This is a genomic window from Paenibacillus sp. FSL R5-0636 (assembly GCF_037974255.1).
GTDB lineage: Bacteria > Bacillota > Bacilli > Paenibacillales > Paenibacillaceae > Paenibacillus_AQ > Paenibacillus_AQ odorifer.
In genome coordinates this window covers 5,634,113-5,650,302 of record NZ_CP150232.1, presented here as the reverse complement: position 1 = coordinate 5,650,302, position 16,190 = coordinate 5,634,113, and the positions used below count along the sequence as shown (strand labels likewise).

15 protein-coding genes are annotated in these 16,190 nt (G+C 34.8%); all 15 read left to right on the top strand.

All coding sequences use genetic code 11. From position 1 onward, the window contains the following. The first annotated feature begins 66 nt into the window (after positions 1 to 66). The 15 genes from MKX34_RS25810 to MKX34_RS25740 all read left to right on the top strand — a co-directional run bounded on the left by MKX34_RS25810 (position 67) and on the right by MKX34_RS25740 (position 16,179). Entirely contained in the window at positions 67 to 846 is a 780-nt protein-coding gene (locus tag MKX34_RS25810; protein ID WP_036685072.1) for a Wzz/FepE/Etk N-terminal domain-containing protein, read from the top strand. Next, entirely contained in the window at positions 827 to 1,513 is a 687-nt protein-coding gene (locus MKX34_RS25805) for a CpsD/CapB family tyrosine-protein kinase (RefSeq protein WP_036685074.1), read from the top strand. The genes MKX34_RS25810 and MKX34_RS25805 overlap by 20 nt, the downstream gene beginning before the upstream one ends. Before the next feature lie 41 nt (positions 1,514 to 1,554). Beyond that, entirely contained in the window at positions 1,555 to 3,387 is a 1,833-nt protein-coding gene (locus MKX34_RS25800; protein WP_076296950.1) for a nucleoside-diphosphate sugar epimerase/dehydratase, read from the top strand. Positions 3,388 to 3,411: 24 nt separating this feature from the next. Next, positions 3,412 to 4,110 (top strand): hypothetical protein, encoded by a 699-nt coding sequence (locus MKX34_RS25795; protein WP_076296951.1) that lies wholly within the window; start codon positions 3,412 to 3,414, stop codon positions 4,108 to 4,110. Between the two features lie 2 nt (positions 4,111 to 4,112). After that, entirely contained in the window at positions 4,113 to 5,162 is a 1,050-nt protein-coding gene (locus MKX34_RS25790) for a copper amine oxidase N-terminal domain-containing protein (protein ID WP_076296952.1), read from the top strand. Between the two features lie 91 nt (positions 5,163 to 5,253). Further along, positions 5,254 to 5,880, top strand: a complete 627-nt coding sequence (locus MKX34_RS25785; RefSeq protein WP_076296953.1) for a sugar transferase — start codon at positions 5,254 to 5,256, stop codon at positions 5,878 to 5,880. A 1-nt stretch (position 5,881) separates the two neighbouring features. Then, positions 5,882 to 6,061, top strand: coding sequence for a hypothetical protein (locus tag MKX34_RS25780; RefSeq protein WP_076148182.1), 180 nt, complete (start codon positions 5,882 to 5,884; stop codon positions 6,059 to 6,061). Positions 6,062 to 6,322: 261 nt separating this feature from the next. Then, entirely contained in the window at positions 6,323 to 7,438 is a 1,116-nt protein-coding gene (locus tag MKX34_RS25775; RefSeq protein ID WP_076142040.1) for a glycosyltransferase family 4 protein, read from the top strand. Between the two features lie 16 nt (positions 7,439 to 7,454). After that, a complete protein-coding gene (locus tag MKX34_RS25770; RefSeq protein WP_076142041.1) occupies positions 7,455 to 8,555 on the top strand; it encodes a glycosyltransferase family 1 protein in 1,101 nt (366 codons plus the stop codon). Between the two features lie 536 nt (positions 8,556 to 9,091). Continuing rightward, entirely contained in the window at positions 9,092 to 10,321 is a 1,230-nt protein-coding gene (locus MKX34_RS25765; protein WP_076142042.1) for a hypothetical protein, read from the top strand. Further along, complete coding sequence (locus tag MKX34_RS25760; RefSeq protein ID WP_076142043.1) at positions 10,284 to 11,261, top strand: glycosyltransferase family 2 protein; 978 nt, start codon at positions 10,284 to 10,286, stop codon at positions 11,259 to 11,261. Before MKX34_RS25765 ends, MKX34_RS25760 begins: the two co-directional genes overlap by 38 nt. Before the next feature lie 18 nt (positions 11,262 to 11,279). Then, positions 11,280 to 12,155: a glycosyltransferase gene (locus MKX34_RS25755; RefSeq protein ID WP_076142044.1), complete on the top strand. Its 876-nt coding sequence runs from the start codon at positions 11,280 to 11,282 to the stop codon at positions 12,153 to 12,155. Positions 12,156 to 12,836: 681 nt separating this feature from the next. Continuing rightward, complete coding sequence (locus tag MKX34_RS25750; protein WP_256717636.1) at positions 12,837 to 13,739, top strand: hypothetical protein; 903 nt, start codon at positions 12,837 to 12,839, stop codon at positions 13,737 to 13,739. A 41-nt stretch (positions 13,740 to 13,780) separates the two neighbouring features. After that, on the top strand, positions 13,781 to 15,136 hold the full coding sequence (locus tag MKX34_RS25745; protein ID WP_076142046.1) for a UDP-glucose/GDP-mannose dehydrogenase family protein: 1,356 nt from the start codon (positions 13,781 to 13,783) through the stop codon (positions 15,134 to 15,136). Positions 15,137 to 15,153: 17 nt separating this feature from the next. Continuing rightward, positions 15,154 to 16,179: an SDR family NAD(P)-dependent oxidoreductase gene (locus tag MKX34_RS25740; protein WP_076142047.1), complete on the top strand. Its 1,026-nt coding sequence runs from the start codon at positions 15,154 to 15,156 to the stop codon at positions 16,177 to 16,179. The last annotated feature ends 11 nt before the right edge of the window (positions 16,180 to 16,190 follow it).

The window sequence follows — 16,190 nt, the reverse complement described above, 5'->3', positions numbered from 1 at the left end:
TTTGCAAATAGGGAAGATTTGAACAGGCATCGAAATATTTCAGAAATAGCTTGGGGGTAATTTCACTTGTCATCACAAGAATTGGATCTTCGCGATTATTTTCAGATCGTCAGGAAGAGACTATGGCTCATTTTCAGCATAGTTGTATTGGTGTGCGGTATTGCTGGTGTATATAGTCTGTATATTAAAAACCCGGTATATGAGGCATCCACGAAGATTATCGTTAACCAAACACCAACGCAGTCAGCGGTGGGGCAGCTTGATTTAAACCAGATTAATACCAATATTCAATTAATTAATACGTATAAGGAAATTATTAAGACTCCGGCCATCCTTGATATTGTTACAAAGGATTATCCGCAATTCAATATCACTGCGGAAGAGCTATTAAAAAAGGTTAATGTGAGTTCCGTAAATAATACGCAGGTGATGACACTTGTCGTTCGAGATAATTCTTATCAGCGGGCTGCTGAAATCGTGAATGCCATTTCACTTGTGTTCAAGGAAGAAATTCCAAGTCTATTTAATGTGGAAAATGTATCGATTCTGAATGAAGCTAAAGTGAATCCAACTGTTGAGCCACGGCCGGTAGAACCAAATGTTTTACTGAACATGGCTATTGCTTTTATCGTCTCTTTGATGATTGGATTAGGGATTGCCTTCCTGTTGGAATATATGGATGACACCCTGAAGACAGAAGCTGATATTGAGAAGTATCTTGGTTTGCCTACCATAGCTATGATTACAAGATTGGGTCAAGATGAAAGCAAGCAAGGTGCCGCACAAACACAAAAACAATCATCCAGAAAGGCGGGGGACCTCGAACATGTCACAGCTTCCAAATAAACAACGCCATCTGATCACCGTTACGAACCCACGCTCTCCTGTCTCTGAAGCGTTTCGCGCATTGCGCACGAATATTGATTTTTCTTCTGTAGATCAGACTATTCAAGTGATTATGGTCACTTCATCCGGACCGGAAGAAGGTAAATCTACGGTATCTGCTAACCTGGCGGCAGCTTACGCACAAGCAGATAAAAGAGTATTGTTGATTGATGCCGATTTGCGGAAGCCAACGGCACATAAGACTTTTACACTAAGTAACCGTTTTGGTTTATCCTCCCTACTGTCTCAGCAGGCAGTTCTTGAGGACACTGTCCAAGATTCTGGTGTTAATAATCTTTCAATCATGACCTCTGGACCAATCCCGCCCAACCCGGCGGAAATGATGGCATCTAATCGGATGAGCACTCTTTTACAGGATTTGCGTCAGCGGTATGATGTCATTCTTATTGATACTCCACCATTATTAGCGGTAACGGATGCACAAATTGTGGCCTCGAAGAGTGATGGCGTTATTATGGTTGTCAGTTATGGTAAGGTGAAACGCGATATCGCAGTAAAAGCTAAAGCTAATCTGGATCGCGTGGGTGCAAAAATGCTCGGCGTTGTTCTCAATAATGTAAAACGTAAAGCTAGTGAAGGGTACTATTACTACTACTATGGAAATTGATTTATTCATAATTAAAAATGTTATTTTTGGAGGCACTGAAAATGACAGCGAAATCTAGAGTGATTCTTTTATTCTTCATTGATCTTGCGATCATTTGGTTCAGTATTGTGACATCTTATTTGTTTCGGTACCCTAACCATGCTCTTCAGGAATACGTTGTACAGATGCTGCAATTTGGTTTGATTGCAACATTTGCATTCGGTGGAAGCTTGATATACTTCGGTCTTTACCGAAGAATGTGGCAATATGCCAGTATCGGTGAAATTATATCGGTTTCTAAAGCTATTGTAGTAGGGTCTTTATTTTCATTTGCACTGGCGTATCTAATTTTGCCGGATAGAGTACCTCTTGCCATAGAAGTTCGGTCGATGGAGACTATTCTTTTATTAGTAGGTGGAGTCCGATTTTTGTGGAGAGTACTTCATAATGACCGAATCAATTACAAAGACACTAAGACCCATACACTAATTGTAGGTGCTGGTGACTGTGGGATATTAATTGCTCGGGAAATGATGGGACCCTCTTTTGCGCATACCAAATTAGTCGGTTTCATTGATGATAATGCGAATAAGTACCATATGTATATTATGGGTGTTCCTGTAATTGGAAATCGTTATGCAATCCCAGCTATTGTGAAAGAAAGAGAAATTCATGAGATTATCATCGCAATGCCCTCTGTTTCACGTACTGAGATTTCTGAAATTATTAATCTTGCCAAAAAGACTGGAGCAAAGCTGAAGATTATACCGGCTCTTAATGATCTGATCACTGGGAAAATATCAGTTAAGAAACTTCGGGATGTTAGCGTAGAAGATTTATTAGGTCGTGAGCCGATCGTAGCTGATTTGAACAGTATTTTAGGTTATGTACATCATAAGACGGTGTTAGTAACGGGGGCTGGCGGCTCTATTGGTTCAGAGTTATGCCGGCAGATTGCTCCTTTTGGTCCGGACAAGCTAATGTTACTTGGACACGGTGAGAACAGTATCTACACGATTGAAATGGAGCTTCGTAAGAGTTTTCCGGAGTTGAACATTGTGACCGTGATAGCAGATGTGCAGGATCGCAGTCGGATGATGGACATATTCAGTGGTCATAGACCGCATGTAGTCTTTCACGCAGCAGCACATAAACACGTTCCTTTAATGGAGCGTAATCCTTCGGAAGCCATTAAAAATAATGTTTTTGGCACCAAAAATATTGCAGATTGTGCAGATAAATATGGTGCGGAGAGATTTGTAATGATCTCTTCTGATAAGGCGGTTAACCCAACCAGTGTAATGGGTGCTACTAAACGGATTGCGGAAATGTATGTGCAGAGCCTACACACCACAAGTCAAACAAAGTTCTCTGCTGTGCGTTTTGGGAATGTTCTTGGAAGTCGTGGTAGTGTGATTCCAGCCTTTAAGCAGCAGATCGCTGCCGGAGGTCCAGTCACTGTTACTCATCCAGAAATGGTGCGTTATTTCATGACGATTCCAGAAGCTGTTCAGCTTGTCATCCAATCTGGTTCTTTTGCCAAAGGAGGAGAAGTGTTCATTCTGGATATGGGAGAGCCGGTTAAGATTCTAACGTTGGCGGAAGACTTAATTACGCTCTCTGGATATGAACCTTATAAGGATATTGATATTCATTTCTCCGGTATTCGTGAGGGTGAGAAGTTATATGAAGAGTTGCTTACAGATGAAGAAAATCTAGGTTCTACAGATCATGGAAGAATTTTCATTGGTAGACCTAATGTAATAAGTCTGAACCAGTTAGAGCTGGAGTTTAAACGTTTGGAACGTGTTCTCGCTGAGGAACCAGAAGTTATACGCGAAATAATCAATCAGATTGTACCGATGCAGCCCGTTGCCCAAGTTGCTATTAGCTAACTATTTCATAAAGGGGGATATAAAGTGTTCAACAAACGATGGAAAAAGATCCTTTTATGGATGCTGTCAGTTATTGTAGTACTGGGTGTTGGCGGTTTGTTCGCCGCGAATTATGCTGTCGATAAGTTAATGAATTCTATGGCAGATGGTTTTGATCTGGAGTCTGAGGATAATTTTGGTGGAGGTCAAGATCAAGGAACGGCACCAACTGATACAGTTGATGATAGTAATGTCGAACCTGTAGAGTCCGCGGCACCTACTACTACACCAGTAAATAATGAGGGAAGTAGTAATCAAAGTAGTAAAAATAACGATAAACCTAATGGTGAAATTACAGCTTCTACTACTAGTGAACCGACCAAAGCTCCATCATCAGAACAAAAAGATGGCTCTTCAGATGGTTATACAGCACAGGTCTCCACGGATAAAGCTAAGCAAATTCAAGAAAATGTAACGATTAAAGACAAAGCAGATGTCGCTTCTATTGTACTTGGTCAACTTAGCGTATCGGATATTAATCGTCTTAAAGATTTGGCAAAGGGTGGCTTAACACTTGATGAAAAGCGGGAAGCACGTAGCATAATTCTTGGTAAAGTATCCGAAGAGCAATACAATGAGCTTTCGCAGATTGCTAAGAAGTATGGCGTTAGCCAAGGGAAAACACATGACCAAATCATTGCCGAAGAAGAACAATTAAAAGCGAAAGAAAAGGGAAGTGAATAAATATGTCTAAAGCAACACTATCAGTCGTGGCTTTATCATTAATTGCTTCAATTGGTTTAGCACCCTTAACAGCATCCGCACCTATATCTGTATCGGCAGCTGCGGCGGTACCAAGTGCAACGACTAAGGCTGCAAATAATACGATTAAAGTGCAAAGTATGAACGTGAATTTGATTTTTGACGGCGTGAGTATTCAGCCACCCGCAGGCCAGTATGTATTCATGTACAACAATACAACTTATGTTCCATTGCGGTTTATGTCATATGCCTTGCAAAAGAGTGTAGCTTGGGATGCTAAGAACGTTAAAGTTACCGTGGCAGAGCCTAGCAGCTCAGAGCTAGTTGTGATTAAAGAATACCTAATGAATGCAACGAACGGGAATAGTACTTCAGCAGCAGCAGCGAAGAATATTGCCCTCAATCAAGTTAAGGCAAGTTATGTATTTAACGGTGCAACCAAGGCTTTGCCTACAGACCAATCTAGCTTTATTCTGAATGGTTCCTTATATGTACCCCTACGTTTTTTATCGGAATCTGTAGGTCATAACATTAGCTGGGATCAGAAGACGAAGACCATTACTGCAGCTTCCAAGGCTTATCAGGAACAAGCCACTAATGGATCGACAAACAATGACAATGTTAAGGACCCATCTCCAGTAGCGACACCAGTGCCAACGGATACAACAGGTGCACAAGGTGGTACAGGTGCAACAGGTGGTGGTTCTGCAGGAACTGGAAAGGTTTCATATGAAACTATCACTAGTGACACAGAAGCTAAGCTTTCGGCGCTTCAAAATCAAAGCCAATCTACATTAATGAGTATTGCATTTGAGTATGTTGGAGCAACAGATGAGGCGAGTAAGAAAAGTATTAAAGCTAAAGGGGTACAACAACTAGCCGCATTCACTGCTAGCTTCAATAGTATAGTTGCTGATGCTGAACAAAAACTGAACAGCAATGGGTACAGTGCAGAAATTATTAGTCAATATAAAAGTGAATTTGAATCACAGCTTCAGTTGGGAAAAGATCTGGCTGCGAAAATGGCGGATTAAGAGAGAAGTAAAATATCATCTCTATGCTCATTTAGCATAGAGATGATCTACATATATGAAGAAATAGTAACTTAAAGGATCAGGTGAATTTATGAGACCTTATGTTTACGTGAAACAAACCATTGATTTTTTATTAGCATTAATCGGGATGCTAGTATTATGGCCAGTTTTTTTGATTATTGCGATCGCAATTAAGACGACCTCCAAAGGCCCTATATTATTTAAACAAAAACGATTAGGTAAAAATAAATCAGGATTTTATATTCTGAAATTTAGAACGATGCGAACAGATACTCCGCAAGACATGCCAACGCATCTACTTGAAGATCCTGATTTCTTTATTACTAAAGTAGGCAATTTCCTAAGAAAAACAAGCTTGGATGAATTACCTCAGATTATCAATATCCTAAAAGGTGAAATGAGTATCGTGGGACCTCGCCCTGCATTGTGGAATCAATATGATTTGATTTCTGAACGTGATAAATATGGAGCTAATGATATTAAACCTGGGTTGACTGGATGGGCTCAGATTAATGGTCGAGATGAATTGCCCATTGAGAAGAAGGCAAGTCTGGATGGGGAGTATGTTGCAAATCTTTCTATTAAGTTTGATATAAAGGTATTTTTTATGACGATTCTAAGTGTTTTGAAGTCTGATGGTGTAAAAGAAGGAACAACAAAACAGGAAGTGTCTTCTACTAAAGGGGTAACCTTATAAGATGAGCAAACGAAAGATATTAATAACTGGTAAAGGTAGTTATGTGGGAACAAATTTGATAAAGTGGCTGGAACAATGGCCAGATCAATACGAAGTTGTGGAGCTATCGGTTAGAGGTACGGAATGGAAGGAACATGATTTTTCAATTTATGATGAAGTACTCCATGTTGCTGGCATGTGAAGATTGTGGGGGATTCACCCGCAAAATGACATGTACGTAAGTACTCTGGATATCATTATGATCATGGCTCGTTCATTTAATAGAAAAATAAACTTAACAAGCTTTTTCTATCCAACGCTAAGACTGTTCTCAAATAATATAGACATCGTCAACAATCATTCGGGAATAAAGTTTATGATGATACGACAAGGCCGTTATTTTAATATACTGCTGTAGAATTTGAGAAATCAATAATAAAAAGTAACAGATAAGGTGACCTCCATGAAAAAGAAAAAAGTTCTTTTGTTAGGTAATCATGGCTTTGCGATTTATAACTTCCGAAAGGAACTTATTCAAGAACTACTTCAACAAAATTATGAATTATACATTTCTCTACCCAAAGATGAAAAAGTTGAAATAATGATTGGGTGGGGATGTAAGTTTATTGAGACTAAAGTGGATCGTAGAGGTACCAATCCAATAACAGATTTGAAACTTATTGGACATTATTTAAAGATACTTAAATCTGTTAAACCCGATGTGGTTCTTTCTTACACGATCAAACCTAACCTCTATGGAGGACTGGCTTGTCGATTGCTTGGCATTCCATGCATTAACAATATCACGGGCTTAGGCAGTGGATTTGGTCATAACCCTATACTCAAGAGCTTTCTAACCATACTATATAAAGTGAGCTTAAAGAAATCTCATTGCGTATTCTTCCAAAACACAGAAGATCAAGCGACTCTGTTAAAAAAAGGGATAATTAAAGGAAATCATGAACTCATCCCAGGTTCAGGTGTTAATCTGCAAGAGTTCTCGTTGAAACCTTTTCCTGAAGAAGATCAACCCGTGTCATTTATCTTTATCGGCAGAATCATGCAGGATAAAGGAATTGATCAGTACTTAGAATCAGCGAAGATCATAAAGGAGAAATATCCGGAAACTGTTTTTAATGTAATAGGTTTTATAGAATCGACTCATCAACACTATGCGGATTTAATAAGAGATTATGAAGAAAAAGGTTACATAAAGTATTTAGGTTATCAAACAGATGTTAAACCCTTTATTGAGCAGTCTCACTGTTTAATTCAAGCCTCGCATGGTGGCGAAGGGTTGTCTAATGTGTTATTAGAAACAGCTGCTACTGGACGAGTATTGATAGCATCAGATATTCCGGGTTGTCGAGAAACTGTCTCAGTAGACGAGAATGGATTTATCTTTACTCCAAAAGAAACATTGTTGTTGGCTCAACAAATTGAGAGATTTTTGAATTTATCTTATTCAAATAAGAGAGAGATGGGAATGAACTCACGCCTGAGGGTTGAACGAGATTTTGATCGAAAAATAGTTATAGAAGCGTACATTAGAAAAATAGAGTCAGTTAATTACAACTAAGAATGGAGGTAATTATATGATAAGAGTGCTACATGTGTTTGGTGGCTTAAACAGAGGTGGCGCTGAAACTATGATAATGAATATTTATCGGAACATAGATCGATCTAAAATTCAGTTTGATTTTGTAGTTCATACAGATAAAGAATGTGATTATTTCAATGAAATTAAATCATTTGGTGGGAAAATATTCACAGTTCCCAAATTCAAGGGTAGTAACTTTTTTCAATATATAAATGCATGGAACAAAATGTTTGAAAATCATTCGGAGTACAAAATTATTCATGGCCATGTACGGAGTACGGCTTCAATTTATCTTTCTATAGCTAAGAAATTTGGTTTGAGAACAATTGCACATAGTCATAGCGTTTCATCGGGTAGTGGATTTTCAGCCTTGGTAAAAAATATACTGCAAATTCCAATAAGGTTTAAAGCAGATTATTTATTTGCGTGTTCTTTAGAAGCTGGTAAATGGTTATTTGGTGAAGAAGCGGTAAAAAGCAACAAATTTAAACTCATTAAAAATGCTATTGATATTAATAAGTATAAATTTGATATGGAAAAAAGATCATTTATTAGGGATTTTTATCATTTGAACGATAAATATATTATTGGGCATGTTGGACGATTTCATCCTCTGAAAAATCATGAATTTTTAATTGATGTGTTCAATGTAGTATCAAAAATGAGAGAAGATGCTGTTCTTCTGTTGATTGGAGACGGTGAACTTCAAAATATTATAGCCAAAAAAATAAAAAAAATGAATTTAGAAGATAAGGTTGTTTTTACAGGCGCAATAAGTAACGTTCACGAACTTATGCAAGCAATGGATGTTTTCGTTTTTCCTTCTCAAGCTGAAGGTTTAGGAATGGTTGTTATTGAAGCTCAAGCTTCTGGATTAAAATGTGTTGTTTCGGATAATATTCCAAATGAAGCGTTCATTTCAGAAGAGTTGATAGAAATAATATCTTTGGATACATCAGAACAGATTTGGGCAGAGAGAATCTCAAATGATCCGAAAGGACTTAGTCGGATAAACAATTATGAAAAAGTAAAAATGAGTGGTTATGATATTGAAGAAACTAGTGAATTTCTAGAAGAATTTTATGCGATTATGTGAGTAATTGCTAAAAACTATTTAGGGTTAAACTGAAAATTTGAGTAAAGGGTTACTCGTAACTGCTAGGGATTTATGGATTTGTGGTTGGAAACATGAGATGGATGTAAGATCTCATGAAGTTCCTAGCTTCTATTTTTTAATTTCTATCTATACTGCAAATTATTTAGTTCGGTTTTAATAATAAATATTAAATTTAGAGCAGCAAGAAATAGTATGAAACTTCGCATTTCAGTGAGTTTGAATGAAAAGATATCTGTTAATTTATTGCTTCGCCTGTTTTTTAGCCCAGATAAAAGTATAAACACTTACACAAGTATTAGTGAGTAACTTGATATTTTTTTGCCTTGTTTCAAATTTAGAGGCGATTGTAGTAGTGTTGGCTCTTTTCTACAAAGTTTGTTGAATTTAACAATTTTTAAAATTACATAAAATAGAACTAAATGCACGAGATGCTTCTGTAGCATTACATTGAATCAAGGAAAAGGAAAAGATGAGTTTGAAGTAAATTTAAATAAATTATAGGATGGCCTTTCACTATGAAAAAAAATAAATTAGTAAATATTTTTACATTTGTAATATTATTACTCCCAATAATAAATGTTTACTCATCACCCATTAATCTCATGCCATTCGGTGATTTCATTCTAATTATTGTTATCTTATTATTTTTTTTGAATCCGAGAAAAAAATATCTAGGAAATGATGGACATACTTATAAGCCGTTTATAAAATATTTGATTTTTATTATAATTCACTTTTCAATCTATGCTTTTTTCAAAGGTGAAAACTATATTTATGCTTCAATTATCAATACTTTTCATTATGTGTTTTATTTATTGATATTAATAGTTCTTATAAAAAAATTTTTTAATCCTATTATAGGTTACAGATTATTCAAAAATATAAGTGTTTTTTCCACTGTGTATATAATTATTCAAGAGATTTTACTAAAATTAACTGGAGTTTATTTAACTGGTCATATACCTGGTATTAAATTACTCAACCCAGAAATAATGAAATTTAACGAAACTGCATCGTATATAACGAGCTTTGCTGTTCGACCAAGATCGATATTTCCAGAACCTGCGCATTATGCCCAATATGTCTTGGTTTTTTTAGCACTAAATTTGAGTGAAAAAAAAGATGGAAGAAAAGAATACTTGATTCCACTGTTTCTATCATTTGGAATTTTAATTTCGAAATCTTCGACAGGAATTATATTATGTCTACTGTTGTGGATGTACCATTTAATTGTAAATATAAAGAAAGCTAAGTTATTACCAACGATAACTTATATTTTTTCTATTCCTCTGGTAATAAGTTTTTTAATAAATTCATCGGATTTCAATATATTTCTAGATAGATTCATGTCGAATTCTGAATTTGGAACATCAACGATAAATAGATTCGGCAGTTACACAATTATGCTTAATTCTTTAAATAGTAACTCTTTAATTCAGATGATATTTGGGAATGGTATGATCGATGAAATGCAAGTGTATATGCCTGGATTTGTTAGGCTATTTTACTATTTTGGTATAATAGGAGTTTGTTTGATGTTGGTAATTTATATCCAATTATTCCGTGGAACAAATGCTGCTAATAGAGGATTATGGATTCTTATGTTAGTGATGAATATTGGAGGGGATTCTATTTTTGGAGCTAATCTTCTTCTGTTTGTACCATTCCTTCTTGTGAATTATACTTTTCTGAAAGGAATTCCGAAAAATGAAAATAAGCGTTATTGTGCCAATATACAACTCTGAAAAGTATTTATATGATTCTATTAATAGTATATTGAATCAAACTGAACATGATCTCGAGGTATTATTAATCAATGATGGATCTACAGATTCTAGTGAAAAAATCTGTGAAGAACTTCGCAAAAGTGACAGCAGAGTACGAGTATTTAATAAAAAGAATGAAGGTGTTAGCGTTGCAAGAAATTTTGGATTTACTCATGCGAAGGGGGAATATATAAGCTTTGTGGATGCCGATGATTACTTATGTAGTGACATGTATGAACTGTTGGTAAGAAATCTAGAAGAGAATAATGCAGATATATCAATCTGTGGAGTTAGAACAATATATTTAAACGGTAAATCTGATAGTAATAAGACGACTGGTGAAAAATATATACTCAATCAAGAAGAAGCAATAAAGTATCTTTTACAGGGGCGTGTCTTAAATTCTGGAATGTGGACGAAATTAGCTAAAAGAAAAATACTAAAAGATCTTTTGTTCGAAAAGGGTAGAAAAATTGGAGAAGACAAGTTTTATTTTTTTCAGGCATTATTAAATAGTAAAACTATAGTTTTTGAAGATGAAAATAAATATTTTTATTATAAAAGAGAAAATTCTGCTACTACAAGTGGTTTTAGTGAGAAAACCTTTGATATTTTATATTTTTCTAAAAAAATGGAAGATATTATATCTGAAAAATTTCCTCATTTAATTGATATCGCCAAATTAAATTCTTATATCGAGAATATTAACATGTTTAGAAGGATATATATAAAAAAGAATGCTAGGATAATATTTGCGAAAGAATTAAATGAAATTTTAGAAGAATTAATTAAATTTGAAACAAAGTTCAAGCGTGATTTACCTAAACAAAAGAGAATCGAATTAAACCTGATAATGAAGATGCCTATGATATATAAAATTTCAGCTTGTTTGTATAATAAAATTAAGTTTGGTCAATGAAGGGAGGTTTCATTATAAATGAAAGTAGCTTGTCTAATTTTAAATTATAACGATAGCGAAACTACAATAAAATTAATAGAAAATATAATCAATTATAATTCAATTGATTATATTACTGTTGTTGACAACAAATCTACAGATGGTTCATTACAGAGATTAAAACCATATGAATCTGATAAAGTTCACGTAATATCTTCAGATAAAAACGGTGGTTATGGTTATGGGAATAACTTCGGGATTAAATATATTCATGAAAAATTTCAATCTAAATACATATTAATTGCTAATCCAGATGTCTATTTTACTGAACATACTGTGAAAGCATTAAAAAAAGAATTTTCGAATTCTAGTGATTGCGCAATTATTGCACCGACACAGTTAAATAAAAATAAGATTGTAGCATGGCGGTTGGAATCGACTATTAAAATAGTGCTTTCCGCAAGTCTACTGCTCTCAAAAGTGTTTGGAAATAAGTTAACAAAATATAATGAGAACTATTTTCTTAATAAAGATAAATGTTACGTGGATATCATCAGCGGTTCTTTATTGATGGTAAATACAGATATTATGTTGAAATATGGAATGTATGATGAGGAAGTGTTTTTATATTTTGAAGAGATCATCTTAGCCCATAAATTGATTCAGAACAGTTATAAATCTAAGATTCTACTTAATGAAGTGTATGAACACGAACATTCAACCTCTGTTAAAAAAAGTATAAAATCAATTGTCGCGACTAAAAAACTATTATTGAATAGCGAAATATTGTTTTTTACAAAATATAGAGGAGTTAGGGGGGCGAAACTTATCACAATAAAACTTTTCTTTAATTATGTGATATTTGAAATGAAGATGTATAGTATGTTCCAAAAGTTTAAAGCCATGAAATTATAAACTCAGATGATATGAGTAATAAAAATAAGTAAATAAGGTATTATAAACTAAATTTTCTCAAGTACAGTGTATCATATGCATATATGTTGTTTAAGAAATAGACATGAAATTTATAGTCATATCCATAATTTCGAAAAAGAAGAGAAGGTTTTTTGATTGAGTGCAAAATTTGCGGATTTTATGAAAGGTTTTTCTTATGCTATGATGTCAAATTTCATTACATTAATTACTTCCTCGTTAGTAATTATCGTTATTCCTAAACTAATTGGAGTGCAGGAATATGGTTATTGGCAATTGTACATGTTCTATACCTCTTATGTAGGTTTTCTACATTTCGGATGGAATGATGGAATTTATTTGCGATACGGAGGAAAAGAGTACAAGGACCTAGATAAACATCGTTTTTTTTCACAATTCTGGATGTTGGTTTTCTCTCAAATTATTGTAGCAATTTCAATTGTTATAATTTCCAACCGTATTCTCTTGAATAATGAAAGATTTTTCATCGTCCAGATGACTATTATTTGTATGATAATTGTGAATTCACGACTGATGTTATTATACATATTGCAATCTACAAATAGAATTAAAGAGTACTCGGTAATTATAACTCTAGATAGAGTGTTGTACTTAGGTCTACTTATTGTATTTTTAGGATTCGGCATAAGAGAGTTTAAGTTCATGATATTTAGTGATTTAGTGGCCAAATTCATTGCTCTTATATTTTCTGCCTATTATTGTAAAGAAATTGTATACCGTAGATTTTCAGATTTTTCATTTCAAATAAAAGAAACGATGGTTAATATTTGCGTTGGTGCAAAGTTAATGCTCTCCAATATTGCTAGTCTTTTAATAATTGGAACAGTCAGGTTTGGTATTGAACGATCTTGGGATGTAACAACATTTGGTAAGATTTCTCTAACATTAAGTATCTCAAACTTATTAATGATATTTATTAATGCTTTAGGAATGATATTGTTTCCTGTATTAAGAAGGATTGAAGAAACTAAGATACCAAGGGTATATGTTACAATGAGGAACTTATTTTCAATAATAATATTAGGTTTGTTAGTTGCATATTACCCATTGAAAATAATTTTATCCTCATGGTTACCAAATTACGCTGATAGTTTAATCTATATGGCTATTTTATTTCCAATGATTATGTTTGAAGGGAAGATGTCATTCTTAATTAATACATATTTAAGAACATTGAGATTAGAAAATCTAATTCTGAAAATTAATATTGTTGCGCTAATTGTAAGCGTACTTTGTACTTTGATATCCTCTTTAATGTTTAAAAGCCTAGATCTTGCAGTTTTATCAATTATTATTGTATTAGGGTTTAGATCTGTACTTGCGGAGATATTATTGTCAAAAACTCTTAAAGTATCCTTTCTTAGAGATGTTATTTTAGAATTGACGGTTATAGTTAGCTTTATCCTTTCAGCGTGGTTCATCAATTCATGGCTGTCATTCCTTCTACAGATATTACTCTATGGATGTTACATCCTAATAAAAAGATATGATGTAGTAAGAACAATAAGAGAAATAAGCTTGCTAATGAGAGATGGAAGAGCATGACCCGAAATGTACATTATCTGAATTACTTTAGGAGGATATTGATGTTCAAAATCGCCGTAGCCGGAACTGGTTACGTCGGCCTTGTAGCCGGCGTATGCTTTGCTGAAGTAGGTCATCAAGTAACCTGTGTGGACATCGATGAAAACAAAGTTGAGTTGATGAAATCTGGTGTGTCACCAATCTATGAAGCAGATTTAGAAGAACTTATGCAAAAGAATTATGCAGCAGGTAGACTTGAATATACTACTGATTATAAATCAGCTTATAAAGAAGCAGATGCGATATTTATTGGTGTTGGAACTCCTGAGCAGCCTGATGGATCGGCTAATCTTTCATACATAGCTACAGTTGCAAGACAAATAGCAGAAACAATAGAAAAAGATTGCCTTGTTGTGGTTAAATCTACTGTTCCTGTAGGAACAAATGATAAGGTGCAGCAGTTTATACATGATTTTCTACCTCGTGAAGGAGAAAAACTTGTTGGTAACGGTAATGGAGTAGGTAGAGACATCAGAGTTGAAGTAGCATCTAATCCAGAGTTTTTAGCGCAAGGAACAGCTGTTAGAGATACTTTGCAAGCAGCAAGAATCATAATTGGAACTGAGAGCAAATGGGCAGAAGATATTCTTATGAAAATCTATGAGCCGTTTAATATCCCAGTTGTATCTGTTAAAAGAAGATCTGCAGAGATGATCAAATATGCATCTAACGATTTTCTTGCTCTGAAAATATCTTACATGAACGATATTGCTAATCTTTGCGAATTGGTAGGAGCAGATATTCAAGATGTATCAAGGGGAATGTCGTTTGATGAACGCATTGGAAGCAAGTTCTTAAATGCAGGTATTGGTTATGGAGGTAGCTGTTTTCCTAAGGATACGAAGGCACTAGAGTACTTAGCGAGACAAAATGGATATGAGCTTAAAACCGTTAAAGCAGCTATTGATGTCAATACTAGCCAAAAGACAATTCTTTTTAAAAAAGCATCTAAAAGACTTATTACCTTTAACGGTCTAAAAGTAGCGGTGCTAGGACTGACATTTAAACCTGGGACCGATGACTTGAGAGAAGCTGCTTCGCTAGAAAATATACCTTTGTTATTAAATCAGGGAGCAGAAATCTATGCTTTTGATCCTGTAGGAAAAGTGAATTTTTCTAAGGAGTATCCAGAAGGTAGGAATGGTAAGGGCAGTATCAAATATGTTGAGAGCATAAAAGAAGCTCTTGAAGGTGCGAATGTCTGTTTTGTATTTACTGAGTGGGGAGAAATTAAAGCAATAGAGCCGGAAGTTTATAAAGATTTAATGAGAACGCCGTTGGTGTATGACGGCAGGAATTTGTATGGGGTTCAAGATATGAAAGAAGCTGGTGTGGAGTATTATTCCATCGGAAGATAGTTGAAGGGGCGAGCTATTTGAACGATATACCTGTAGATCACACGAAAACATATCTAATTACTGGAGCAGTTGGTTTTATAGGATTTTATTTATCTAAAAGGTTATTGGAGCAAGGGAGCCGAGTGATCGGTGTTGATAATATAAATGACTATTATGATGTCAACCTCAAACACGTTCGCTTAGAGCAACTAAAGTTATTTAGCCGTTTTGAATTCGTAAAAGTTGATATATCAGATAAGGACATGATTACAAAGATCTTTGAAGAATATAAACCGAATATTGTGGTGAATCTTGCAGCGCAGGCTGGAGTACGTTACTCTATAGAGAACCCAGATGTGTATATTCAAAGCAATATTGTAGGTTTCTTTAACATTCTTGAAGCTTGTAGAAATTATCCTGTTGAACATCTTGTATATGCTTCATCTAGCTCAGTTTATGGATCTAATAAAAAGGTTCCTTTTGAAGAATCAGATGTTGTGGATCATCCTGAATCGCTTTATGCAGCTACGAAAAAGTCGAATGAGCTAATGGCGCACACTTATAGTCATCTGTATAAGATACCGACTACTGGTCTACGTTTCTTTACTGTTTACGGTCCAATGGGTCGTCCAGATATGGCGTATTTCGGATTTACTCAGAAGTATTTTGCTGGTGAATCTATTAAAATATTTAATAATGGTGATTTTAAAAACGATCTTTATCGGGACTTTACTTACGTAGATGACATTGTAGAGGGTATTGAGAGACTTCTAAGTAAAGCACCGACAGAAGCGATTCCGCATAAGGTGTTTAATATAGGAAATAACAGCCCGGAAAAGTTAATGGTATTCATTGAAACATTAGAAAAGTGTTTAAGCAAGGCTACTGGTAGAGAAGTGATATTTAATAAAGTATTTGAACCTATTAAACCAGGGGATGTACCAGCAACATATGCATCAACGGATTTATTACAACAAGCTGTAGGGTTTAAGCCAAAAACTTCCATTGAAGAAGGTTTACAGAGATTTGCTAATTGGTATGTAGATTATTATAAAGAGAAATAATACGAAGAGGA